Origin of the sequence: Dactylosporangium sp. NPDC050688 (genome assembly GCF_040654515.1) — a bacterium.
Taxonomy (GTDB): domain Bacteria; phylum Actinomycetota; class Actinomycetes; order Mycobacteriales; family Micromonosporaceae; genus Dactylosporangium.
Map to the genome: position 1 here is coordinate 46,292 of NZ_JBFAIC010000062.1, position 23,364 is coordinate 69,655.

The 23,364-nt window shown below is 74.0% G+C and carries 20 protein-coding genes; 11 read left to right on the plus strand and 9 right to left on the minus strand.

All coding sequences use genetic code 11. The features are described from left to right. Positions 1 to 29 precede the first annotated feature (29 nt). Positions 30 to 293 (minus strand): DUF3303 family protein, encoded by a 264-nt coding sequence (locus AB0H83_RS40005; RefSeq protein WP_360105012.1) that lies wholly within the window; start codon positions 291 to 293, stop codon positions 30 to 32. Between the two features lie 268 nt (positions 294 to 561). On the opposite strand from AB0H83_RS40005, the gene AB0H83_RS40010 reads away from it, so the two are divergent. Next, entirely contained in the window at positions 562 to 1,557 is a 996-nt protein-coding gene (locus AB0H83_RS40010; RefSeq protein ID WP_360104957.1) for a LacI family DNA-binding transcriptional regulator, read from the plus strand. An 11-nt stretch (positions 1,558 to 1,568) separates the two neighbouring features. After that, positions 1,569 to 2,282: a hypothetical protein gene (locus AB0H83_RS40015; protein WP_360104960.1), complete on the plus strand. Its 714-nt coding sequence runs from the start codon at positions 1,569 to 1,571 to the stop codon at positions 2,280 to 2,282. Here AB0H83_RS40015 and AB0H83_RS40020 read toward each other — a convergent pair. After that, positions 2,279 to 2,842: a hypothetical protein gene (locus tag AB0H83_RS40020; protein WP_360104962.1), complete on the minus strand. Its 564-nt coding sequence runs from the start codon at positions 2,840 to 2,842 to the stop codon at positions 2,279 to 2,281. The two genes, AB0H83_RS40015 and AB0H83_RS40020, sit on opposite strands and share 4 nt — an antisense overlap. 78 nt (positions 2,843 to 2,920) lie before the next feature. Between AB0H83_RS40020 and AB0H83_RS40025 the strand changes: the two genes are divergently transcribed. From AB0H83_RS40025 to AB0H83_RS40050, 6 genes are all read left to right on the plus strand, one after another. Next, on the plus strand, positions 2,921 to 4,246 hold the full coding sequence (locus tag AB0H83_RS40025; protein ID WP_360104965.1) for an ATP-dependent 6-phosphofructokinase: 1,326 nt from the start codon (positions 2,921 to 2,923) through the stop codon (positions 4,244 to 4,246). A gap of 17 nt (positions 4,247 to 4,263) precedes the next feature. Continuing rightward, positions 4,264 to 4,389 carry a hypothetical protein gene (locus tag AB0H83_RS40030; protein WP_360104968.1) on the plus strand — a complete coding sequence of 42 codons (126 nt, stop codon included), beginning with the start codon at positions 4,264 to 4,266 and terminating at the stop codon, positions 4,387 to 4,389. Between the two features lie 10 nt (positions 4,390 to 4,399). After that, the gene (locus tag AB0H83_RS40035; protein WP_360104971.1) at positions 4,400 to 7,849 is read left to right on the plus strand and encodes a DUF4132 domain-containing protein; all 3,450 of its coding nucleotides are present in this window, start codon (positions 4,400 to 4,402) and stop codon (positions 7,847 to 7,849) included. A 559-nt stretch (positions 7,850 to 8,408) separates the two neighbouring features. Further along, entirely contained in the window at positions 8,409 to 8,978 is a 570-nt protein-coding gene (locus AB0H83_RS40040; protein ID WP_360104974.1) for a DUF4291 domain-containing protein, read from the plus strand. 129 nt (positions 8,979 to 9,107) lie between these two features. After that, positions 9,108 to 10,280 carry a metallophosphoesterase gene (locus AB0H83_RS40045; RefSeq protein WP_360104977.1) on the plus strand — a complete coding sequence of 391 codons (1,173 nt, stop codon included), beginning with the start codon at positions 9,108 to 9,110 and terminating at the stop codon, positions 10,278 to 10,280. 221 nt (positions 10,281 to 10,501) lie between these two features. Then, positions 10,502 to 11,545: a 3-deoxy-7-phosphoheptulonate synthase gene (locus AB0H83_RS40050; protein ID WP_360104980.1), complete on the plus strand. Its 1,044-nt coding sequence runs from the start codon at positions 10,502 to 10,504 to the stop codon at positions 11,543 to 11,545. A 196-nt stretch (positions 11,546 to 11,741) separates the two neighbouring features. Here the strand turns inward: AB0H83_RS40050 and AB0H83_RS40055 are convergent, their stop codons facing one another. From AB0H83_RS40055 to AB0H83_RS40070, 4 genes are all read right to left on the minus strand, one after another. Beyond that, positions 11,742 to 13,325 (minus strand): ABC-F family ATP-binding cassette domain-containing protein, encoded by a 1,584-nt coding sequence (locus AB0H83_RS40055; protein WP_360104983.1) that lies wholly within the window; start codon positions 13,323 to 13,325, stop codon positions 11,742 to 11,744. Positions 13,326 to 13,436: 111 nt separating this feature from the next. Then, positions 13,437 to 14,630, minus strand: a complete 1,194-nt coding sequence (locus AB0H83_RS40060) for a serine hydrolase domain-containing protein (RefSeq protein WP_360104985.1) — start codon at positions 14,628 to 14,630, stop codon at positions 13,437 to 13,439. Further along, positions 14,627 to 15,481: an NAD(P)-dependent oxidoreductase gene (locus AB0H83_RS40065; RefSeq protein WP_360104988.1), complete on the minus strand. Its 855-nt coding sequence runs from the start codon at positions 15,479 to 15,481 to the stop codon at positions 14,627 to 14,629. The genes AB0H83_RS40060 and AB0H83_RS40065 overlap by 4 nt, the downstream gene beginning before the upstream one ends. Continuing rightward, positions 15,478 to 15,984, minus strand: coding sequence for a hypothetical protein (locus tag AB0H83_RS40070; protein WP_360104991.1), 507 nt, complete (start codon positions 15,982 to 15,984; stop codon positions 15,478 to 15,480). The genes AB0H83_RS40065 and AB0H83_RS40070 overlap by 4 nt, the downstream gene beginning before the upstream one ends. Positions 15,985 to 16,161: 177 nt before the next feature. Here AB0H83_RS40070 and AB0H83_RS40075 point away from each other — a divergent pair, with 177 nt between their 5' ends. The 3 genes from AB0H83_RS40075 to AB0H83_RS40085 all read left to right on the plus strand — a co-directional run bounded on the left by AB0H83_RS40075 (position 16,162) and on the right by AB0H83_RS40085 (position 18,851). Then, on the plus strand, positions 16,162 to 17,007 hold the full coding sequence (locus tag AB0H83_RS40075) for an oxidoreductase (RefSeq protein ID WP_360104994.1): 846 nt from the start codon (positions 16,162 to 16,164) through the stop codon (positions 17,005 to 17,007). Next, positions 17,004 to 17,594, plus strand: coding sequence for a PadR family transcriptional regulator (locus AB0H83_RS40080; protein ID WP_360104997.1), 591 nt, complete (start codon positions 17,004 to 17,006; stop codon positions 17,592 to 17,594). Before AB0H83_RS40075 ends, AB0H83_RS40080 begins: the two co-directional genes overlap by 4 nt. A 63-nt stretch (positions 17,595 to 17,657) precedes the next feature. After that, positions 17,658 to 18,851 (plus strand): NAD(P)/FAD-dependent oxidoreductase, encoded by a 1,194-nt coding sequence (locus AB0H83_RS40085; protein ID WP_360105000.1) that lies wholly within the window; start codon positions 17,658 to 17,660, stop codon positions 18,849 to 18,851. Positions 18,852 to 18,857: 6 nt separating this feature from the next. Here the strand turns inward: AB0H83_RS40085 and AB0H83_RS40090 are convergent, their stop codons facing one another. The 3 genes from AB0H83_RS40090 to AB0H83_RS40100 all read right to left on the minus strand — a co-directional run bounded on the left by AB0H83_RS40090 (position 18,858) and on the right by AB0H83_RS40100 (position 23,228). Beyond that, a complete protein-coding gene (locus tag AB0H83_RS40090; protein ID WP_360105003.1) occupies positions 18,858 to 19,370 on the minus strand; it encodes an O-acetyl-ADP-ribose deacetylase in 513 nt (170 codons plus the stop codon). A 25-nt stretch (positions 19,371 to 19,395) separates the two neighbouring features. Further along, entirely contained in the window at positions 19,396 to 21,717 is a 2,322-nt protein-coding gene (locus AB0H83_RS40095) for a DUF2334 domain-containing protein (protein WP_360105006.1), read from the minus strand. A gap of 116 nt (positions 21,718 to 21,833) precedes the next feature. After that, complete coding sequence (locus AB0H83_RS40100) at positions 21,834 to 23,228, minus strand: exosporium protein (RefSeq protein WP_360105009.1); 1,395 nt, start codon at positions 23,226 to 23,228, stop codon at positions 21,834 to 21,836. Between the last annotated feature and the right edge of the window lie 136 nt (positions 23,229 to 23,364).

A 23,364-nucleotide genomic window follows, 5' to 3' on the forward strand; every position in this document is an offset into this window, starting at 1 on the left:
ACATGCCGTGCATTGTCGCAATGCGAGCCCTACCGGCCCGCCGGCGGCAGCGCGGCGGCCGCCCGGGCGCTGGTGACGACCGGCACGACCTCGAAGTCGACCAGGTCGGACCAGTTGGCGATCCACGTCATCAGCAGCGTGAGGTCGTCGCACTCCATGAGCTGGAAGCACCGGGCGAAGTTCGCCTCGACCCAACTGTCGACGTAGCGCAGGCCGTCGGGCATCAGGCGGCCGGTGGCGGCGCGCTCGTACACCGGGCGCGGCTGCCCGTCCTTGAACCGCTCGATCACCATGAACAGCACGAGCGTCAACGTACCCCCGCTGGCGGGACGGCCGGCCCCGACCGGCCGCCCCACCCGTCCGGCTCCCGGACGACCACCCCACCGGCGCCGTCACGGGACCCGGTCCCTCGGTTTTCCATCCAGGCCGCCGCGCGCGACCACGATGAGCGGATGTAACAAATGAAACGAGCCGTGTAACATCGCCGGGAACCATGGAACAGCCAGGATCGTCGAACTGTCAAGAGTCTTCACAGAAACTTCGGAACGGGGACCGGAACGGATGCGCAAGGTGACGGTCAGGGAGATCGCGGCGGCGACCGGCATGTCGATCGCCACGGTGTCCCGCGCGCTCAACGACCACGACACGGTCGCCCCACACACCCGCGACCTGGTGCGCCATGCGGCGGAGCGGCTCGGCGCGGAGCGGCCCGACGGCGGCACCCGCCCGGCTGGCGACCGGGTGTACCTGCGCTGCCCGTACGTGCTCACCGACTACTTCGGGCTGATCGTGTCGTCGATCGCGGAGACCGTCGAACTGCACGGCCGCCAGCTGGTGCTCACCGCCGGCGAGGCCGCCCAGCGCACCCCGCTGCTACGCGACCTGGACCGCCACGACGGCATCGGCGGAGTCATCGTGATCCTGCCGCCGGAACCCGGCTCGGACCTGGTGGAGCTGCAGCGCCGCCGGATCCCGTTCGTGGTCGTCGACCCGCGCACCACCCTGCCGCCGGACATCGTGTCGGTGTCGGCGGCGCACTTCGCCGGCGCCCGCAAGGTCACCGCGCACCTGGTCGGCCTCGGCCACCGGCGCATCGGCGTCATCGGCGGCCCGACGGAGTGGCTGGCCAGCGACGCCCGGCTGGCCGGGCACAACGCCGCCCTCGCCGACGTGGGCGTGCTGCCCGACGGCGAGCTGCTGCGGGCCATCGAGCCCACCACCGGGCAGGGCCGCCGCGCGGCCGGCGCGCTGCTGGACCTGCCGCAGCCGCCGACGGCGCTGGTCGCGTTCAACGACAAGGCCGCCGTCGGCGCGATGCAGGCGGCGGCGGAGCGCGGCCTGCGGGTTCCGCACGACCTGTCGGTCACCGGCTTCGACGACATCGACCTCGCCGAGGCCACCGACCTGACCACGGTGCGCCAGCCGCTGCCGGAGATGGGCCGCATGGCGGTGTCGCTGCTGGTGCGGCTGCTGGAGCGGCACCAGCTCGACGCGCTGCACGTCGAGCTGGCCACACACCTGGTGGTGCGGGGCTCGACCGCGCCGCCCCGGTCCTAGAATCCTTTTCGATGTCTCTGCCTGTCCGCGGCCCCTGGGTCGTCACCCCGACCTCGTCGACGGTCGACTGGGTGGTGGCGGCCGCCGCGCTCGCCGCGACCGCCGACGGCCCCGCGGCGGCGGTCGTGTTCGGCGCCGTGCCCGAGCTGCTCCACACGCACGCGGCCGAGGTCGTGGAGCTGCCCGCCGGGACCGGCCTGGACGCCGTCGCCGCGGTCGTCACCGACCTGTGCGCCCGCCACCACCGGGTCGTCGTGCTGGTCGACGCCTGGGTCGTCACCCCGTCCGGCGCCGGCTGGACGGTGGCCGACCTGGCCACCGCCGTGCGCGCGCCCGTCGTCGTGGTCACCGGCACCGACGCCGACGCGACCGGGCACACCGTCCTCTTCCTGGAGGCCCTCGACCGCCGGCAGGTGCCGGGCTCGGTGATCGTCGTCGGCGACGGCGGCGACTTCGACGCCCTGCCGGTCCGCCTCGCCGGGCGCATCCCCGCCGACCACGCCGCGTATGGCGACCGCTTCGCCACCGAGGCCGCCCGCTGGGTCGACCCGCTGGACGGCAGCCGGCCCGCCGCCGACCCGCGGCCGGTCAAGACCGCGGGCCCGGAGGACCTGCAGACCCGCGTGGCCCGCCGGGCGGCGTGGACGCTGGCGATCTCGTTCCTGCTCGCCTTGGCACTGCTGTGGCTGTGCCGCGGCGTCGGCTACACCGGCACGTACACCTAGGACGCCCGCCGCAGCGTCGGGCCGCGGCGCTGCACCTTGCGCTCCAGCGGGACCATCCGGCGGTGCCGCGGCCAGGTCAGCGTCAGCTGCGCCCCCACCGGCAGGGCCGCCCACGTCTCCTGCGCGGCCCGCAGCGCCGCGACGGCCCGCCGGACCGCGACCTTGCCGGTGCCGCTCAACGGGTCGGCGCCCTGCTGCGCCGCGAGCCGGTCCAGGTCCGCGTCCGGCACGGCGGCGGCCCGCTCGACGAACCCGCCGATGAGCTCGGCGCGCTGCAGCCGGTCGCGGTTGGCGCGGATCAGCTCCGCGGACCGCTCGGCGGCGTGCGGCGGCCGGCGCCCCGACACGTGCGTCATGCTGCGGAACACGACGCCGCCGGCGATCGCGCCCCAGATGCCGTCGGACATGCCGAGGGCGTCCTCGACGGTGAAGTGGACCAGGTCGTGCGGGGCGTGGGCGGTCACCGGACCGGCGTGCATCCGGTAGACCACGCCGTCGTCGCGCTCGATCAGCACGTCGGCCCATTGATGGTCCGGCAACCGGTGGAAGGTGACTCGCATCGCTCCACCATCCACCGCGGCGACTGCCCGCTCAACCGATTTCACCGGTACGAAACGAGGGTCCAGCAGCATGGAGCCATGGTCGACGAACGGGCCCAGCTCGAGGTCAAGACGCTCGGCGAGAGCCGCATCGACTCGCCACTGGCCGCGCTGCTGCGCACCGGGCACACCACCCAGCACTACGTCGACGAGTCCGACCGGGTCCTGCTGGACGACACCGTCTCGCTCGTCGCGGCCCGCGGCGTGCCCGTCGACGAGCTGCCCGGCTTCGAGCCCGGCGGCCCTCGCCGCAAGATCTTCTTCGACCCGTCGAAGACCCGGGTCGGGATCGTCACCTGCGGCGGGCTGTGCCCGGGGCTCAACGACGTCATCCGCGCCCTGGTCCTGGAGCTGACCAACCACTACGGTGTGCGGCGCATCTTCGGCTTCCGCAACGGGTACCAGGGCATGACCGCCCGCTACGGCCGGGAGGTCGTCGACCTGGACGCCGAGGCGGTCGCCGGCATCAACGAGTACGGCGGCACCATCCTCGGCACGTCGCGCGGCAACCAGGACCCGAACGAGATCGTCGACTGCCTGGAGCAGCTGTCGGTCAACGTCCTGTTCGTCATCGGCGGCGACGGCTCCATGCGCGGCGCGCTGAAGATCGCCGAGGTCGTCGCGGAGCGGGGGCGGCGCATCGCCGTCGTGGGGGTGCCCAAGACGATCGACAACGACATCCCGTACATCGAGCGCTCCTTCGGCTTCCAGACCGCCTTCGCCAAGGCGACGGAGGCGATCAGGGCCGCGCACGTGGAGGCCACCGCGTTTCCGAACGGGATCGGCCTGGTGCAGCTGATGGGCCGGCACTCCGGGTTCATCGCATGCTACGCGGCCCTGGCCAACAACGACGCCGACTACGTGCTCATCCCGGAGGTGCCGTTCTCCCTCGACGGCCCCGGCGGCTTCCTGGCGCACCTGCGGGCCCGCGTGGTCGAGCGCGGGCACGCGATGATCGTCGTGGCGGAGGGCGCCGGGCAGGAGTACCTGCTGGACTCGGCGACGACGCTGGACGCCTCCGGCAACGTGCGGCTGCAGGACTTCGGCCGCTACCTGCGCCACCGCATCGCCGACGACTTCGCCGCCGCCGGGGTCGAGGCGAACCTCAAGTACATCGACCCGAGCTACACGATCCGCAGCGTGCCGGCGAACCCCTACGACAGCGTGTACTGCATCCGCCTCGCGCACGCCGCGGTGCACGCCGCCATGGCCGGGCGCACCGAGATGGTCGTCGGGCGGTGGCGGGGGCGCTTCGTGCACGTGCCGATCGCGCTGGCGATCAGCTCCCGCAACCTTGTCGACCCGGACGGCGACCTGTGGATGTCGGTACTGGAGGCGACCGGCCAGCCGCCGGTCTTCGCCTGACCGCGCCGGCTGACCTCTTGGATGTCGCCCTGGACATCGAGGCGGCTGGCCTCTTGGATGTCGCCCTGGACATCGAGGCGGCTGGCCTCTTGGATGTCGCCCTGGACATCGAGGCGGCCGAAAATGTCGGTGGGTCTGGTTAGTGTGTCGGCCGTGACAGCAGTGGCGATGGCCGTGCCCGACTCGTGGCGGCGCAGCATTCATCCTCGACGCGGCGGCGTCCGGGTCCCGTGGGTCCCGGTGACCGGCGAGGTGCCCGACTGGCCGGGGACCCGCACGGTGCTGTCCGACCCGGGCACCGACGCCGGCATCGCCGCCGCAGGGCTGGCTGCGCTCGACGGGGCGCCGACCCCGCTGGGAGCCGCGGCGGTCGGCACGATCCTGCTGCGCGCCGGCGAGGCGCCGCCCTTCGAGCGTCAGGCCGTCGCCGACGGCTGGATCACCCGCTTCGGCCTGCCGTTCGCCGCGGCCGCGGCGGTCGAGGCCAGCGACCTGATGGTGACCCGCCGCAGCTGCCCCGTCCGGCGCGGCCCCGAGCCCGTCCCCGACGGCGAGTGCGGCGAGCGGCACTGCGAGGGGCACTCGTCGATCCAGCGGGCGAGCGGCGCGTCCGCGGACCGCGGCTGGGCCGTCCACCCCGATCCCGTGCTGGGCAGGGTCCGCGCGGCGATCGCGACCGCCCCCGACAATGTCCACGCCGCCGTCGTCGAGGCGCTGACCGCGCATCGTGCCGGCACGCTGCAGCGGCGGATCGTGACGTCGTTCCTCGACCCGACGCAGACCGCCTGGGTCGACGCCGACGCCGCCGAGCTCGCCCGGCAGCGCACGGACCGTCAGGACGCGGAGCTGCTCATGGCGGCGGCGCACACCGCGGCGCAGGTGGCGCTCATCCGGCCGTGGGTCGAGGACTACGGCGGCTGGTGGTCGCTGAGCAGCCCGACCATGATGCACACCATCGCGGAGGGCCTCGGCGACGGCCTCCTCGACGTCTACAACCGCTGGCGGGAGCGGGGCTTCGGCTCGGCCGCGCACCAGCGGTCGATGCTGGCCACGCTCGCGGCGATCCCGACCGACCGGGCGTTCCAGGAGCTGCTGCGCGGCCTCGACGTCAGGGGTGCGCAGGCGGCGGTCGAGACCGCGGCCGAGCGGTTCCCGGAGCTGGCCGTGCGGCTGCTGGCCGCGTCCGCCGACCGGCCGAGGGTCGCCGAGCTGCTGCGGCGGCACGTGGCCCGGCATCCCGAGCTGGCACCAGCTGGTTACACAGCGGACGGTTGCGGCGGCACGGCTTCCCCGGCTGGGGTTCCGGCTGGGCTGTTGCCGACAGTGTTGGTGACGCCGCCCTGGACGGTGCGGCGCGCGGCGGTGAAGCCCGTCGTGCTCGCTGACCTGCGGTGCGCCGACGAGCCGGCCGTCGTCTGGCCGGCGGGCGAGCGGGAGCGGCTGCTCGCCCGGCACGCCACCCTGTCGCCCAGGCACGACCCGCAGGAGCTGGCCAGGCAGGTGCGCGACGGCACGATCAGCGACTGGGTCGCCGCCGACCTCTTCGAGGACGGCCCCGAGGAGATCGTGCGGCCGCTGCTGCCGGTGTGGAATCCGGACCGCCTGTCCGGCGCGTCCTACTGGCTGCCCAGGATCGTCGCCCGGTTCGGGCTTGAGGCGCTGCCGCTCGTGCTGCGCATCGCCCGACGCAGCCCGCTGGACGGCGGGCCGCACCTGCTGCTGTTCACCGCGCCGGAGGTGGCGCTGCTGGCGGCCGACTGGCACGGGCGGCTGAAGGCGGCCCGGACGATCGCGCTGGACTGGCTGCGCCGGCATCCCGCGGCCGCGGCGCGGGCGCTCGTCCCTGCCGCGCTGGCCAAGCCGGGGACCGGCCGCCGGCACGCCGGGCAGGCCCTGCTCGCGCTCGCCGCCGCCGGCCACCACGACACGGTCCTCGCCGCCGCCGACGGCTACGGGCCGGCCGCCGGCACCGCGATCCGCGACCTGCTCGACACCGACCCGCTCGACGTGCTGCCGCCCCGCATCCCGGCGGCACCCATCTGGGCCGACCCGATCATCCTGCCGCCGGTCCGGCTGCGCGACTCGGCCGGCGTCCTGCCGGCCGACGCCGTCCGGCACCTGGTCACGATGCTGATGCTGTCGAAGCTGGGCGACCCCTATGCCGGGATCGCCCACGTGCGGGCCGCCTGCGAGCCGTCCGACCTGGCCGGGTTCGCATGGGCGCTGCTGCAGCGGTGGGAGAGCGCCGACGCCCCACCGGCCGGCAGCTGGGCCCTCGACGCGCAGGCCGTGCTCGGCGACGACGAGACCGCCGGCAAGCTGGCCGCCGCTGTGCGGCTGTGGCCGTATGAGGGAGCCCACAAGCGGGCCGCCGCCGGCCTCGACGTGCTCGCCCAGCTCGGCACCGACGCAGCCCTGATCCAGTTGCAGAACATCGCCGCGAAGATGAAGGCGAAGGCGGTCAGGAGCCGGGCCGAGCTGAAACTGCGCGAGGTCGCCGAAACCCTGGAGCTGACCGCCGACCAGCTCGCCGACCGGCTCGTCCCGCACCTGGACCTGGCCCCGGACGCGACCCTCACCCTCGACTACGGCCCGCGCCGGTTCACGGTCGGCTTCGACGAGCAGCTCAAGGCGTATGTCCTGGACGACACCGGCGCCCGCCGCAAGGACCTGCCCGCCCCTGCGGCGAGCGACGACCCGCGCCTCGCGCCTGCCGCGCAGCAACGCTTCACCACTATGAAGAAGGTCGTGCGGAAGGTCTCGACCGAGCAGGTGCAGCGACTGGAGCGGGCCATGGTGACCCGCCGCCGATGGACGGGCGCCGAGTTCCGCCGGGTGTTCCTGCAACACCCGCTGCTGTGGCCGATCGCCCGCCGCGTGGTGTGGCTCGTCACGCCCCCGACCACGCCCACCGACGCCCCGGGCATCGGCAGCGACCTTGGCATCGGCTTCGACGGCGCCGGCAGCGGCTCGGCCAGCGGCGGCTTCGACGGCGGCGGCTTCGACGGTCGCAGCGACGCGGGCAACGGCGGCTTTGACGGCGGCGGGGGCGGTCGCGGGGCCGGTGTTGCGGTCCGGCTGGCGGAGGACCGGACGCTTGCCGGGGTCGACGACCTGCCGGTCGCCCTGGCCGACGACGCGGTCGTGTCGGTGGCGCATCCTGTGCACCTCGACGTGCCGGCGTGGACGGAGGTGTTCGCCGACTACGAAATCCTGCAACCGTTCCGGCAGCTCGCCCGCGACGTGCACGCGCTGACGCCGCAGGAGCTCGGCGCGACGCGGCTGGCGCGGTTCGACGGGCGGAAGGCGTTGACGGTGAAGCTCCTTGCCCTGGAGCGACGCGGCTGGCAGCGGTCCGGGCAGGACGGCGGTCACCAGATCCGGGTCGAGCGTGACCTGCCCGGCGGGGCGGTGCTGATCGTCGAGCTCGACCCGGGCATCGCGATGGGCGTCCCGGCCCAGTATCCGGAGCAGTCGCTGCAGGATGTCTGGATCTGCCCGGCGGGCGGCGACCAGTGGTCCCGCCAGCACACCGTGCCGTTCTCGGTGCTGGACCCGGCCACAGCGTCCGAACTGCTCCGCGACCTGAGCTCCTGCTGCTGACCAGCCCCCACGGGCAGGGCTGCCTGCCCGCGACCGGGCCCGTCGGACCTGCCAGCGGCTGGCGGCCGAGGCGCGGGGCTGCGCGGCGCGGCACGGTCGCAGCGCGGCGCGGGGCCGTGCGGCACGGTCGAGACACAGCACGGCATGGCACGGTCGCGGCACGGCAGGGCACGGTCGCGGCACGGCAGGGCACGGTCGCGGCGCGGCAGGGCACGGTCGCGGCGCGGCTCCCAAGGAGCTCGTGCCGACCGGCTGAGGCACTGCGGGGCCGCGCGGCACGGCACGGTCGATGCACAGCACGGCATGGCACGGTCGAGGCACGGCAGGGCACGGTCGAGGCGCGGCAGGGCACGGTCGCGGCGCGGCAGGGCACGGTCGCGGCGCGGCAGGGCACGGTCGCGGCGCGGGGCCTCGCGGCGCGGCACGGTCGACGCACGGCACGACACGGGTCCGCGCGGCGCAGCGCGGTCGACGCGGCCTCGAGGCGCGGCCGAGGCGGCGGGAATCGGATTGCCGGGGTGCTGCGGCGGGCGCGATCGTCCACGGTGGGAGGTGGGCGATGACCGCCATGCGCGAGGTCCGGGCGAGCTACGACGCGGCCACGATCGTGGTGTACCAGGCGTACTCGCCGGCGGTGGCCGGTGCGGCGCTCGCGGCCGGGACGTTCGTGGCGCCGTTCTCGTTCACCAGGATGACGTGGATCAAGCCGTCGCTGCTGTGGCTCATGCACCGCAGCAACTGGGGCCGCAAGGCCGGGCAGGAGCGGATCCTGGCGGTGCGGATCACCCGCGACGGCTGGGACCGGGCGTTGTCGGAGGCGGTGCTGACCAGCGACCCGGCGCTCGCCCAGGCGCGGGTCCACGTGCAGTGGGACCCTGAGCGCTCCCTGCGCGGCGCCGCGCTCAACCACTACAGCATCCAGGTGGGCATCGGCCGGGAGCTGATCCGCCAGTACGCCGCCGACTGGGTCGTCGCACTGACCGACCTCACGCCGACCGTGCGGAAGATCGCGGCACTCGTGCAGACGGGACGGACCGCCGAGGCGCAGCGGCTGCTGCCGGCGGAGCGGCCGTTCCCGCTCGACCCGGCCGTCGCCCGCCGGATCAACGCTGACCTGCCGGCGCGATAGCTGCTGGCTGGGTCCACGCCACGGTGGCCTGTCCGATGGACCCGCCGCCGCGGAACGGCCACGCCGACCAGCCGCAGCGGGGGCTCGTACCCGTGAACCGGCCTTGCCGAGGGTTGACATGATCGGCCGATGCTGTTCGCGGTGCTGGTGGTGCTCGGCGTCGGGGTGTTGCACTGGTACGCCTGGCTGCGGCTGGTCCGGGACACCAGCACGAGCCGGCGGGTGCGGCGCGCCGGGGTGTGGGTGGCGGGGGCGCTCGGGTTGCTCGCGGTGGTGACGGCGATCGGCAACCGGGCGTTGCCGCGCCGGTACGAGCCGGTCCTCGAGCGGATCGTCGGCTGGCCCGGGTACGTGTGGCTGGCCGTCGTCGCGTACCTCGTCCTGGCGCTGGTCGCACTGGAACTGCCGAGGTGGTTGGCGGGCCGGGTGCGGCGGCGTGCACCTGCCCCGCAGATCGCGGCAGCCGACGGCGACGGGGTCGACCGGCAGCGGCGGCTGCTGGTCGCGCGCGGCGCCGCCATCGTGGCCGGGCTCGCCGCGACCGGCGTCACGACCGCCGGCATGGTCAGTGCGCTCGGGCCGCCCAGCACGCGGCGCGTCCGGATTCCGCTGGCGAAGCTGCCCCGCGGCATGGACGGCACCAGGATCGCGCTCGTGTCGGACGTACACCTCGGGGCGCTGCGCGGGCGGGCGCACACCGAGCGGGTCGTGGCCGCCGTCAACGCGCTCGACGCCGACATCGTGGCGATGGTCGGGGACCTCGTCGACGGCACGGTCGGGGACCTGGCCGCGGCGGCGGAGCCGTTGCGGGGCCTGCGCAGCCGGCGAGGGGCGTACTTCGTGACGGGCAACCACGAGTACTTCTCCGGGCACGAGGACTGGATCGGGCACATCGGCACGCTCGGGCTGCGGGTGCTGCGCAACGCCCGGGTGGAGATCGACGGGCTGGACCTGGCCGGGGTGAACGACGCGACCGGCGGCACCGTCGGCGACCCGCCCGACTACGACCTGGCGCTCGCCGGGCGGGACACGGGGCGGCCGGTGGTGCTGCTGGCGCACCAGCCGGTGCAGGCGCACGAGGCTGCGAAGCGGGGCGTGGACCTGCAGCTGTCCGGGCACACGCACGGCGGGCAGCTGTGGCCGTTCCACTACGTGACCCGGATGTCCCAGCCTGTGATCACGGGCCTGGGCGAGGTGGGCGGGATGCCGGTGTACGTGACGAACGGTGCCGGGTTCTGGGGGCCGCCGGTGCGGGTCGGCGCCGCGCCGGACGTGACGCTGGTCGAGCTTCGCGCACTGTGAGGCAACCGTCACGTGGACAAGCCGCGCGGATGGCGTACGATGGCCGCGTGATGCAGGGTTATCGGCGTTTTACCGTGGCTCCGGGTGGAGCCGGCGGTCATTTGCGCTGACCTGAATTCACCCGGAGCCAGCAAGGGCAGAGACCAACGTCTCTGCCCTTTGTCGTGTCACACGGCGGGCTGGACCACCGGGCCCGCCTCAACCTGAAGGAAGAGACGGCGATGAACACCAACAACCTGCGCGTCACCGGGTACCGGCCGCTCGTCACGCCGCGTGAGCTGCAGTCGGAGTTACCGATGGACGACGTCCGCGCCGAGGTCGTGCGACGATCGCGGGACGAGGTCCACGCGATCGTGACCGGCGCCGACGACCGGCTGCTCGTGGTGGTCGGGCCGTGCTCGGTGCACGACCCGGTCGCCGCCGTCGACTACGCGCGCCGGCTCGCGGCCTCGGCCGCCGAGCACGAGGCCGACCTGTGCGTCGTGATGCGGGTGTACTTCGAGAAGCCGCGCACCACGGTCGGCTGGAAGGGGCTCATCAACGACCCCGGGCTCGACGAGACGTTCGACGTGCCGACTGGGCTGCGGCTGGCCCGCCGGCTGCTGCTGGACGTGCTCGGGCTGGGGCTGCCGGTCGGGTGCGAGTTCCTGGAGCCGACCAGCCCGCAGTACATCGCCGACGCCGTGTCGTGGGGCGCGATCGGCGCGCGGACCCCGGAGAGCCAGGTGCACCGGCAGCTCGCGTCGGGCCTGTCGATGCCGGTCGGGTTCAAGAACGCCACCGACGGCGACGTGCAGGTCGCCATCGACGGCTGCACCACCGCCGCCAGCCGGCACGTGTTCTTCGGCGTCGACGAGGACGGCCGGGCCGCGGTCGTGGAGACCACCGGCAACCCCGACTGCCACGTCATCCTGCGCGGTGCCCGTTCGGGTCCGAACTACGGCCCGGAGGGGGTCGGCGACGCCCTCGCCCGGCTGGAGAAGGCGGGCCTGCCGCAGCGGCTGGTGGTCGACGCCAGCCACGGCAACAGCGGCAAGGACCACGTCCGCCAGGCGGCGGTGACCCGGGAGATCGCCGCGCAGGTCGCCGCCGGGCAGGACGGCATCGCCGGCGTCATGCTGGAGAGCTTCATCGTGGAAGGCCGCCAGGACCTCGGCGGCGAACTGACCTACGGCAAGAGCGTCACCGATGCCTGCATGTCGTGGGACACCACCGAGACGCTGCTGGCCGACCTGGCCGCCGCCGTCCGGGCCCGCCGGGGCTGACCGCACCGCCCGGTGGATCGTCGCAGGGGGCACCCCGGCGATCCACCGGGCCGAGCCGGCAGAGCCGTGCCGCGTCAAGCCAGCCGTGCCAAGCGAGCCGTGCCAAGCGAGCCGTGCCGAGCCAGCCGAGCCGAGCCAGCCGAGCCGAGCCAGCCGTGCCAAGCCAGCCGTGCCGAGCCAGCCGAGCCGGGGCCGCTCAGAGGCGCAGCGAACGGCCGGGCCACCGGGCGCGCAGCCACCGGTCGTGGCTGGCGACCACGACCGCCCCCGGCCCGGTGCCGAGCGCCTCCTCCAGCTCGTCCGCCAGGCGCGGTGACAGGTGGTTCGTCGGCTCGTCCAGCAGGAGCAGCTCCGGCGGGTCCGCGACCAGCAGGGCCAGCCCGAGCCGCCGCCGCTGCCCGACCGACAGCTCCCCCACCGGCCGGGCCAGATCCCGCGGTGCGAGCAGGCCCAGCGACCGCAACGGCACCGCCTCGGCGCGGTCCGGGCCGAGCACCCGCTCGTACGTGCCGGCGGCCGTCAGGTCGGGCCGGTCGAACACGGTGTCCTGGGCGAGCAGCCCCACCGTCAGGCCGCGCCGCCGCTGCACGGTGCCGGTGGCGGGCAGCCGGCCGGCGAGGACCGCGAGCAGCGTCGACTTGCCCGCCCCGTTGGCGCCGGTGACCAGCAGGCGGTCGGTGGCGGCGAGGTCCAGCAACGGCAGGCTGAGCCGGCCCGGCACCGACACGTCGCGCAGCGACACCAGCAGACCGTCTGCGGAAAGCGGAGAAGCGGACGGCGCGGCCAGGGCGGCGGCGTTGAAACGCAGCGGCGCCGGCGGTTTGCGGACCTGGGCGCGGGTGAGGTCGTCGAGGCGCCGGGTCGCGTTGCGCACGCGGCGGGAGATCTGCTGCTGCACCCGTCCGGCGGTGTGCCCGTACCCCATCTTCTCGCTGTCGCGGCGTTCCCGGCCCGGCGCGACCTGGTGCGCGGTGACGGCGACGGCCCGGCGCAGGTCCTGCAGCTCCTCCTGCTCCTCCTCGAAGCGGCGCTGCCAGCGCTCCCGTTCGGCGCGCTTGGCGGCCTGGTAGTCGGTGTAGTTGCCGCCGTACCTGGTGGGGCCGTCGACCGCCGGGTCGAGGTCGACGAGGTCGGTGCAGACCGCGTCGAGGAAGGCGCGGTCGTGGCTGGCCAGGACGACGGCACCGGGCAGGTCACGCAGCTGCGCCTCCAGGAACGCCGCCGCGTCGTCGTCGAGGTGGTTGGTGGGCTCGTCCAGCAGGAGCGCGGCCGGGCGGCGGATGAGCAGCGCGGCGAGCGCGAGCCGGCCCCGCTGCCCGCCCGAGAGTGTGCCGAGGGTGCGCTCGTGCGTGAGCCCGCCGAGCCCGAGGCCCGCCAGGACGAGCCCGGCGCGCCGGTCGGCGTCCCACGCGTCGTGCAGCTGGGCGCGTTCGAGCCGCTCGCCGTACTCGGCGAGGGTCAGCGCGCCGGGCGACTCCAGCGCGGCGACGTCCTCGCGGGCCTCGCGCAGGGCGTCGTCGAGGACGTCGGCGATCGTGGCGGCGGCGTCGAACGGCATCTCCTGGTGCAGGTACCCGAGGTCGGCCGGCCGCTCCACCGTCCCGGTCTCGGGCTCGTCGACGCCGGCGAGCAGCCGCAGCAGCGTGGACTTGCCAGCACCGTTCTCGCCGATCAGGCCGATACGGCGGCCGGGCGCGGCGGTGAGGGAGACGCCGTCGAGCACCCGGCGGGGGCCGAACGTGCGGACGAGGTCATGCGCGATCAGGGCAGACAAGGACATGCGGACACCACCGGCAAGGAACGTCGGAAACCCGCCGGGCAGAGGCCTCGGGCGCGGGTCGGGGAGGTGTCAGCGGATCACATCGCATCCCACCATACCCGCCGCGGCGGCTCAGGGCAGCATGGCGTCGGCCACGGCCCGCCGGGCGGCGTTGTTGCTGCCCCAGGTGGCGTCGGGGTGGACGCGGTTGGTGAGCAGGACGAGCACGATGCGGCGGCCCGGGTCGCACAGCATCGACGTGCCGGTGAACCCGGTGTGGCCGTAGCTGCCGCGCCCCGCCAGCCGGCCCATGTACCACGCCTGGTCGACGTCGACGCCGAGGCCGTGCGCGGCGGCTGGGCCGAACCGCGCGTTGGCGTCGGCCCGCATGAGGTCCACTGTGGACGGCCGCAGCAGCGGGCCGCCGCCGGACAGCAGCGCGGCGGCGAACGCCGCGACGTCCGACGCGGTGCCGAACAGCCCGGCGTGGCCGCTGACACCGCCGAACGCGGCCGCGGGCGGGTCGTGCACCGTGCCGCGCAGGCCGCCCTCGGTGGCCGCGACCGGCAGCGACGGCGGCGGCCGGAAGCCGGTGCGGGCCAGCCCCAGCGGCCCGGCGATCTGCCGGCGGACCAGCAGGTCCAGGGGCGCGCCGGCGAGCCGGGCGACGATCTCGCCGAGGGCGATGAAGTTCTGGTCCGCGTACAGGTAGCCGCCGCCGGGCGGCCCGACCGGCGGCTCGCGCAGCACGTGCTCGACGCGTTCGGCTGCGGTGGCCCCGGCCAGCGGCACGTCCTTGGACAGCCCGGACGTGTGGGTGAGCAGCATCCGTACGGTGACCGCCGGCTTGTCCACAAAGGACGGCAGGTACTCGGCGACCGGAGCGTCCAGGGCCAGGGCGCCCCGTTCGACCAGGCGCAGCGCCAGCACGGCGGTGAACGTCTTGGTCAGCGATGCGAGGTCGTACAGGGTGTCCGTGGTCGCCGGGATCCGCTGCTGCGCGGGCAGTTCGGCCTTGGCGGCGTCGTACCGGACGGCGTCACCGAACGCGAAGTGCGCGACGACCGCACCGTCGACGGCGGCGAAGACCACACCGCCGGGGAACATCGGGTGCACGGGGCTGGGCGTGAGGAAGCGGGTGACCACGGCGCGCAGCCGGTCGGCCCGGGACCGCCCCGACCGCCACGGCGCCGGGGTGGCCACCGGCAGCGTCCACGGCGAGACCGGCGACGGTGACGGCGAGGGCACGGGCGGCGCCGCGTGGGTCGCGGAGCAGCCGGCGAGCAGGCCCGCGCCGAGCACGCCGAGCAGCCCGCGCCGGTTCATTCCTGCGGGGACCGCACGGCCTCGTACAGCGCGGCCATGTCGTCCTCGGCGAACCCGCGCGCGGCGGCCGTGGCCAGCAGCGCCGCCGCCGCGTCCACGATCGACCGGTCGACGCCGACCGACGTGGCGAGCTCGCCGATCAGCGCGGCGTCCTTGGCCGCGCCGCTGACCGGGAACGCCACCGGGTAGGAACGCTCCATCATGGATGGTGCCTTGGCGTGCAGGTATGGCATGTCGAGCGCGCCGCCGGAGACGAGCGACAGGAACAGCTTCGGGTCGACGCCGAGGCCGTCGGCGAGCGCGACGCTCTGCGCCAGGCCGGCCACGGCGATCAGCACCCAGCTGTTGACGACGAGCTTGACACGGCTGCCGGCGCCGGCCTCGCCGAGCCAGTTGACCTTCGCCGCGATCGGCGCGCACAGCGCCTCGACGCGCTCGCGGACGCCGGCCGGGCCGGACGCGAGGACGTTGAGCTTGCCCTGCTCGGCGGGCTGGCGGGTGCCCAGGACGGGCGCGTCGACGTAGACCAGGCCGAGCTTCGCGGCGACGGCGGCGAGGTCGTCGGCGCCGGGCACGCCGACGGTGCTCAGCTGCAGCCACAGCGTGCCGGGCGCGGGCGCCGCCGCGGTGACGACGGCCTCGACGGACGCGGCGTCGAACAGGACGGTCACGACGACGTCGGCGCCTTCGACGCAGGCGGCTGGCGTGTCGCAGACGACGGCGCCGTCGGGCGCCAGGGCCTCGGCGGTCTCGGCGGTGCGGTTCCACACCCGCACGGTCTCGCCGGCGCGCAGCCAGTTGCGGGCGACGGCCGCGCCCATGATCCCGGTCCCCAGCACCGCCAGTGTCATCCCGCTGCCCCCTTCACGCGCGCGCCTCCCGAACGAGGCCGCCGCCCTCGATCGTCGCACCACGGCGGTGCGGCCGCTTGGCTGGGGCCCCTGGTGCCGAAGCTGGACAGCGCCGCCTCCAGCAGCGGCAACGCGTGCAGCACCTGGCCGGTGCGGATCAGCACGTCCCAGACGCGTTCGAACTTCTTCCACCCGCCGGCGTACGCCAGGTGCCGCACCCGGTCGCCGAGCGCGTCCTTGCTCGCCGCGCCCCGCCACAGGTTGCCCCAGCGGTAGAAGTCCCGGTACGCCCGCCAGTACCGGTCCGACAGCTGCCGGGCCGTCATGCCGCGCGGCTCGTAGACGACGTGACGGGTGTCGTACAACTCCCAGTCGCGGTGCATGAGGCGGCCCTCCGCCTCGATGCGGCGGAACAGCCCGGTGCCGGGATAGGGGGTCATGATGTGGAACGTCGCGGTCTCGATCCCCTGCCGCACCGCCCAGTCGACGGTGCGGTCGAACACGTCGGGCCCGTCGGAGTCGGCCGGAACAACGGGCTGGTCGCCTCGATCAGGGCCGGAAGAATCATCAGCACCCGCATGACCTCGACCGTAGGCAGCGGGTGGGGGCGAGCGGGTGTGTGAGATGTGCAGATGTCGTGCACGGGCCGTACGGCGCGGGCACCGTCGTAGGCTGGCCGGGTGAAGACCTTCCCGCTCGGCGAGCGCTCCGTCCACCGCATCGGGTTCGGGGCGATGCAGCTGCCCGGCCGGGGTGCCTTCGGGCCGCCCCGGGACCGGGCCGAGGCCCTGGCCGTGGTGCGGCGCGCGGTCGAGCTCGGCGTCGACCACATCGACACGGCGCAGTACTACGGCCCCGACGTGGCCAACGAGCTGCTGCGCACGGCGCTGCACCCGTACGACTCCCGGCTCGTGCTGGTGAGCAAGGTCGGCGCGGCGCGCGACAAGCGGGGCGGCTGGCTGCCTGCGCAGCGGCCGGAGCAGTTGCGCGCGGGCGTGCTGGACAACCTGCGGTCCCTGGACGTGGAGCGGCTCGACGTGGTGAACCTGCGGGTGACCGGCGCCGGCGGCGACGTCGGCTTCGACGCGCAGCTGGACGCGATGATCGCGCTGCGCGACGAGGGACTGATCGGCGCGGTCGGGCTCAGCAACGTCACCCTCGCGCAGCTGGAGCACGCCCTGACCCGCACCCCGGTCGCGTGCGTGCAGAACCCGTACAACCTGGTCGACCGCGGCGGCGAGGACGTGCTGCGGGCCTGCACCGGCCGCGGGATCGCCTTCGTGCCGTTCTTCCCGCTCGGCGCGGCGTTCGGCCGCGAACGGGTCCTCGGCCACCCGGCGGTGAAAGCGACCGCGCAGCGGCTGGACGTCACCCCGGCGCAGATCGCGCTCGCGTGGATCCTCGCGGTGGCGCCGAACACGCTGCTCATCCCGGGCACGGCGTCGCTGGAGCACCTCGAGGAGAACGTCGCGGCGGGACGCGTCGTCCTGGACGACGAGGCGATGAAGGCCCTCACCGCAGCATGACCGGTCGGAGGAAGGTCGCGAACCTGCTGGCGCTCGCGGTGCTCGCGTATCTCAGCCGGGGGCCGATGCACCCCTACGAGCTGTCCAAGACGCTGCGGGCGCACGGCGACGACCGGAGCATCAAGTTCACCCACGGCTCGGTGTACATGGTGGTCGAGCAGCTGGTGAAGGCCGGGCTCATCGCCGAGCAGGAGACCAGCCGCGAGGGTCAGCGCCCCGAGCGCACCGTGTACGGCATCACCCCGCAGGGGCGGGCCGAGCTGCAGGACTGGCTGCGGGACCTGGTTGGCACGCCGCGGCACGAGTACCCGGCGTTCGGCTCGGCGCTGTCGCTGGTCAGCGCCCTGCACCCGGACGTCGTGGTGGAGCTGCTGCGGCAGCGCCTGCTGCTGCTGGAGGAGCAGCGCGCGGCGGCCGCGGCCCTCGCCGAGGCGGCCACACCGCACCCGTTGTTCCTGGTCGAGGAGGTGTACCGGCAGGGCCTGCTGGACGCGGAGATCGCGTTCGTGCACAGGTTCATCGAGCAGATCACCGACCCCGCCTCGGGGTGGGGGCCGATGTGGGCGGCGTTCCACGACACCGAATAGTTGACTCTGACTAGTCAATGGCAGATAGTTGGTATCAACTAATTGTCTCGCCGGGGGTGCGTCATGGGAACAGTCACGTCCGCGATCGTCGTCGGCGGCGGGATCGCCGGCCCGGTCGCCGCGCTCGCGCTGCAGAAGGCCGGCATCGCCGTCACCGTCTTCGAGGGCCACGACGGGTTCGCCGACGGGGTGGGCGGGGCGCTGAGCATCGCGCCGAACGGCCGCACCGCGCTCGCCGCCGTCGAGGCCGACCACGTCGTCGAGCGGGTCGGCACGCCGATGTCCGGCATGGTCATGCAGAGCTGGACCGGCAAGCGGCTGGCCGAGTTCGGCTCGTTCGACGACCTGCCGCCGATGCGGCTGGTGTGGCGCCACGAGCTGTACCGCGCCCTCTACGACGAGGCCGCCGGCCGGGGCATCCGCATCGTGCACGGCAAGCGGCTGGTCGACCTGCGCGGGGGCGTCGCCGTCTTCGCCGACGGCAGCACCGCCGAGGCCGACGTCGTCATCGGCGCCGACGGGATCCGCTCCACCGTGCGGCGCCTCATCGACCCGGCCGCGCCGTCACCACGGTACGTCGGGCTGCTCGGCTTCGGCGCCCGCTGCTCCGGCGACGGCGTGCCGCCCACCGGCGACAAGATGCACCTGGTCTTCGGGCGCCGCGCGTTCTTCGGCTACCAGGTGACCGGCGGCGGCGACGACGGCTGGTTCGTCAACCTGCCCTCGCGCGATCCGTCGTACGGCGCCGGCTTCACGCCGGCCGAGTGGCTGCCGGTGCTCGCCGCGGCGTTCACCGGTGACCGGGTGCCCGCCGTCGAGCTGATCCGCCGCACCGACCCCGCCGACCTCGTGGTCACCGGCGGCCTGGAGGACATCCCGTCGGTGCCCGTCTGGCACCGCGACCGCGCCGTGCTCATCGGCGACGCTGCCCACCCGACGTCGCCGAGTTCCGGGCAGGGCGCCTCCCTCGCCGCCGAGAGCGCCGTGCAGCTGGCCCGGTGCCTGCGCGACCTGCCCGTGCCGGCTGCCTTCACGGCGTACGAGCAGCTGCGCCGCGCCCGGGTCGAGCGGGTCATCGCGGCGGCGGCGCGCACCAACAGCGACAAGGCCGCCGGGCCGGTCGGCCGGGTGCTGCGCGACCTGCTGATGCCGGCGGCGATGCGGCTGCTGAACAACCCGGAGAAGTGGCGCTGGCAGTTCGACCACCCGATCGACTGGTCCGCCACCGTCACCGCGCCGGCGCCCGCCCGGGTCTGAGCCCGCTCACGCCTGGGCGGCGCGGACCTGTCCGGCGAGGCGCAGGGTGGGCTCGTCGAACAGCACCAGCCGCACCAGGTCGATCCCGGGCGGCGGGTCCCGCAGCACGGCGAGGGCCTGCGCGACGGCGTCGTCCTTCGGCCACCGGTACACGCCGGAGGACACCAACGGGAAGGCCACCGACCGCGCCCCCAGGTCGGCGGCGACGGCCAAGCTGTTGGCGTAGCAGTCGCGCAGCGTCGCCGAGCGGTCCTCGGTGGCGCTCCAAACCGGGCCGACGGTGTGGATGACCCAGGTCGCGGGCAGCCGCCCCGCGGTCGTGGCGACCGCCTGGCCCGGCTGCAGTCCTTTGCCCAGGTGCCCGGCCCGCAGCGCGCGGCACGCGGCCAGGATCTCCGGGCCGCCCTTGCGGTGGATCGCGCCGTCGACCCCGCCACCGCCGAGCAACGACGAGTTCGCGGCGTTGACGACCGCGTCGACTCGCTGCGCGGTGATGTCCCCGGCGACCAGCTCCAGCATCCGGTGATGGTGCCACGCGGTGCGCCTATCTGTCCCCGAAGGGGATCACCTTCGTGGCGCCGGTACCGAGGCGCTGCACGACAAGGGTGGCGGTCTCCGGGGTCAGGTTGCGGGCGTCGGCGACGTTCCATGCCTCGCCGGCCGCGTATGTGGCGCCCTGCCAGGTCGGGTGGACCACGGGGATGAGGGCCTTCATCACCGACTCGAACGCCCGCGCGTCGCTGACCCGGTCGAACGTGGTGATCGTGACGACGGTGCCTTCCAGGGAGCAGGTGCCCTGGTCGTGGTACCGGTAGACCGACTCGTCGTGGGTGGTCGACTGGGTGTAGTTGCCGCAGCCCAGGTCGGCGGCGATCGCGGCGGCGGGCTCGCCCAGGTACGCCGGCTTGGTGAGCTCGCCGACGACCTGCGGCGCCTGCCACCCGGCGACCCCGGCGGCGACGGCGACGAGCGCTACGCCCTCGAAGTCGTCGGCGCTGGCACCGTTGTACGGGTTGAGCATGCTCTCGTACTGGTGCGTGTAGCCGTGCATCAGCAGCGTGCCGCCGTGCGACTGTATGTGCTTGAGCTCGGCGACGACCAGGGGCCGGTCGGCGAGGGTGTAGTCCTCGGCCACGCCGCCGCTGCCGGAGCCCAGCGGGTCGCGGTAGCGGGAGTAGACGGCCACGGAGAACGGGATGTTCCTGCTGTACAGGTAGTCGGTGATCGCCCGCAGCTCGGCGGGGTCGGCGTCGGGGCCGACGTCCTCGATGCGGACCAGGGCCCGGTGCCGCTCGGCGGTCGACGGGGCGAGCACGTCGAAGAGGAAGTTGGAGAACGCGACGTACCGGTCGTCGGCGCTGATGTAGGAGAACGGGATCTCACCGATGTAGGTGAAGTTGCCCGACCGCACGCCCCACGGCAGCGTCGTGCCGTCGGCGCGCACCGCGGTGGCCACCGGCGTCGCCTTGGTGGTGTCGCTGATCGTGGTGTTCATGATGTCGGCGCCGTTCTGCGGATCCCGGGTGAACGACTTCGTCTTGTAGTGCACCTTGGACACCGGCGACACGTCGAAGCCGGTCCAGGTGAAGCCGCGGTTGGCCACGAAGTCCGGGTCCCGGGCGGTCAGCTGCCAGATGTTGTCGTAGATCCAGACGACCGGTTTCGTGGTCGCGGTCACGTCGTCGAGGAACGCCAGGGGCAGCGGCTCGTCGTACGTACTGCCGAGGTACACCACGGCCTGGAACTGCTCGAGCTCGCCGGCGGCGTAGCTGGTCACCGGCTGCGCGGTCCAGTCGCCGAAGTGGGAGCTGAGGTTGGCGGCGGCCATCGCGTAGAGCTCACCGAGGAAGCCGTACGGGCCGGTACTGTCGTACAGCACCAGGGTCCTGCCGGTGGAGCCCGGGATGCCGGCACCGTTGACGCCGTTGACGATCGGCGTGGCCGGCGTCGTGACGACCGTCGCGGCCGACGCGGCGGAGACGTTGCCGGCGGCGTCGGACGCCTGGACCGTGAAGCCGTAGGCGGTCAGCGGCGACAGCCCGGTCAGGGTCACGCTGTTGACGGTGCTCGTCACCGCGGCCGGGCCGCCGAGCACCGTGTACTGGGTGACGCCGACGTCGTCTGTCGAGGCGGCCCAGGTGAGGGTTACGCCGGTCGACGTCAGGGCGCTGGCGACCGGGGCGCCCGGCGCGGCCGGCGCGGCCGTGTCCGGCGCCGGCGGCGGGGTCAGCGTGGTGAAGGTGGCCGGGACCGACGCGGCGGAGGCGTTGTTCGCGGCGTCGAGCGCCTTGACCGTCACACTGTGCGCCGTGCCCGGCTCGAGCCCGGCGAGCGTCGTCGACGTGCCGGTGACCGTCGCCTTCAGGGTGCCGTTGTCGAACACCTGGTAGCCGGTGACGCCGACCGCGTCGGTGGAGGCGCCCCAGCTGACCGTGGCGCCGGTCGTGGTGACGTCGGTGACGCTCGGCGCGCCCGGCACGGTCGGCGCGACCCGGTCCGTGACGCCCGTGGTGAACGACCAGGTGTAGGTCGACGTGGCGACCTTCACCGTCATCGTGTACTTCGTCTGCTCGGCGAGCGCGGCCCGCGGCGTGAAGGTGAACGTGTGCGTCGGCGCGTCGTACGCGTAGTAGGACGCGACGCTCACCCCGCCGCTGGTCTTCACGAACGAGTACCGCAGCGCGGACGGATCGACCGCGTCGGCGTAGGTGATCGTCGGGCGGACGCCGACGGCGATGCCGGTCGTCCCGTTCTTCGGCGTGACCCCGCTGACCGCCGGCCCCGCGGCGTGTGCCGCCGTGCCCAGGCCACCGGCGGCGATGGTGCCGACGATCGTCGACGCCACCAGCTTCACCACAGTGCGCACAGGTGCTCGCTTTCGCTTGGATTTCGGGTTCGGGTGTACGGATTTCGGGTGTACGGATTTCGGGTGTACGGCTGGAGCGGCCCCGGCGGGGTTGCCGGAGCCGCTCCTTCAGTCGTTCAGCTGAGGGTCAGGCAGCTCACGACGGCCGAGACGGTGCTGGTCTGGCCGGAGTGGGTGAAGTTGAAGACCCAGGTCTTGGAGCCGGCCGCGGCCGGGCCGCTGGAGGACAGGCCCACGGTGCCGTTGGCGCCCTGGTACCAGCTGCCGGCGATCGCGACACCGGTGGCGCAGGTGACATTCAGCGTGCCGGTGCTGTTGGTCAGGGTGCCGCCGCCGGTCGCGGTGGTCACGGTCTGCGTGACCGTGGCGGCGCCGCCCTTGATGTTGGCCGTCTTCGTCCAGACGGTCGCGGCCGTCTTCTTGTAGACGTCGGCGGTGGCGGTGTCCAGGTACATGTCGTTGACCGCGCCGAGGGCGCCGACCGGGACACCCGCGCCGGTCAGCCACACCGCGCCGGCCGCACCGGCCGGGCCGGCGGGACCGGCGGGCCCCTGGACGCCGGCCGCGCCGGCGGCACCGGCCTCGCCCTTCTCGCCCTGCGCACCCTGGGCGCCCTGGGCACCGGCCGCGCCGTCGACGCCGTCCTTGCCCTTCAGCGAGGCCAGCCACTGCTCCGGCGTGCCGGTGAAGGCGTTCATGTCGACCGCGAGCTGGTACGCGTCCTTGCCGTCGACGCCGTTCACGCCGACCAGCGAGGCGAGCCACTCCTGCACGGTGCCGATGGTCGGGTCGTTGGCGAGGGCCAGGTCGTACGCGCTCAGGCCGGGCATGCCCTGGATGCCCTGAACACCCTGGATGCCCTGGACGCCCTGGGCGCCCTGCTCACCCTGGGCGCCGGCCTCGCCGGTGTCGCCCTTGTCGCCCTTCGGGCCGGGGTCACCGTCCTTGCCGTTGATGCCGGGGATGCCCTGGAGACCCTGGAGGCCCTGCTCGCCCTGGGCGCCGGTCTCGCCTTTCTCGCCCTTTTCGCCCTTTTCGCCATGAGCGCCGGTCTCGCCCTGAGCGCCCTGGGCACCGGTCTCACCCTTTTCGCCCTGGGCACCGGTCGCGCCGGTGTCGCCCTTCTCGCCCTGCGCGCCCTGGGCACCAGTCTCGCCCTTTTCGCCCTGGGCACCGGTCGCGCCGGTTTCACCCTTCTCGCCCTGGGCACCGGTCGCGCCGGTTTCACCCTTCTCGCCCTGGAGACCCTGGGCGCCCTGCGCGCCAGTCTCACCCTTGGCACCGGTCTCGCCCTTGGCACCGGTGGCGCCTGTCGCGCCGGTGGCGCCTGTCGCGCCGGTGGCGCCGGTCGCACCCGTGGCACCCGTTGCGCCCTTGGCGCCCGCCGGGCCGGCCGGGCCGGCGGGGCCCGTTGCGCCCGGCAGACCCCGTGAGCCGGTCGCGCCCTGGGGACCCTGCGGGCCCGTCGCACCGGTGGCGCCGGTCGCGCCCTTCTGGTTCCACTGGACCATCTGCTCGCTGTTGCGGCACCGCGTACCCGACTGGTAGTCAATGAGGTGATCTCAGCAGCGTAGGTACATCGATTGGGACGACACGCACATTTCTGTCCTATTTGGACAGTGGGGTCGGGGACGTGGAGTCCTCGAT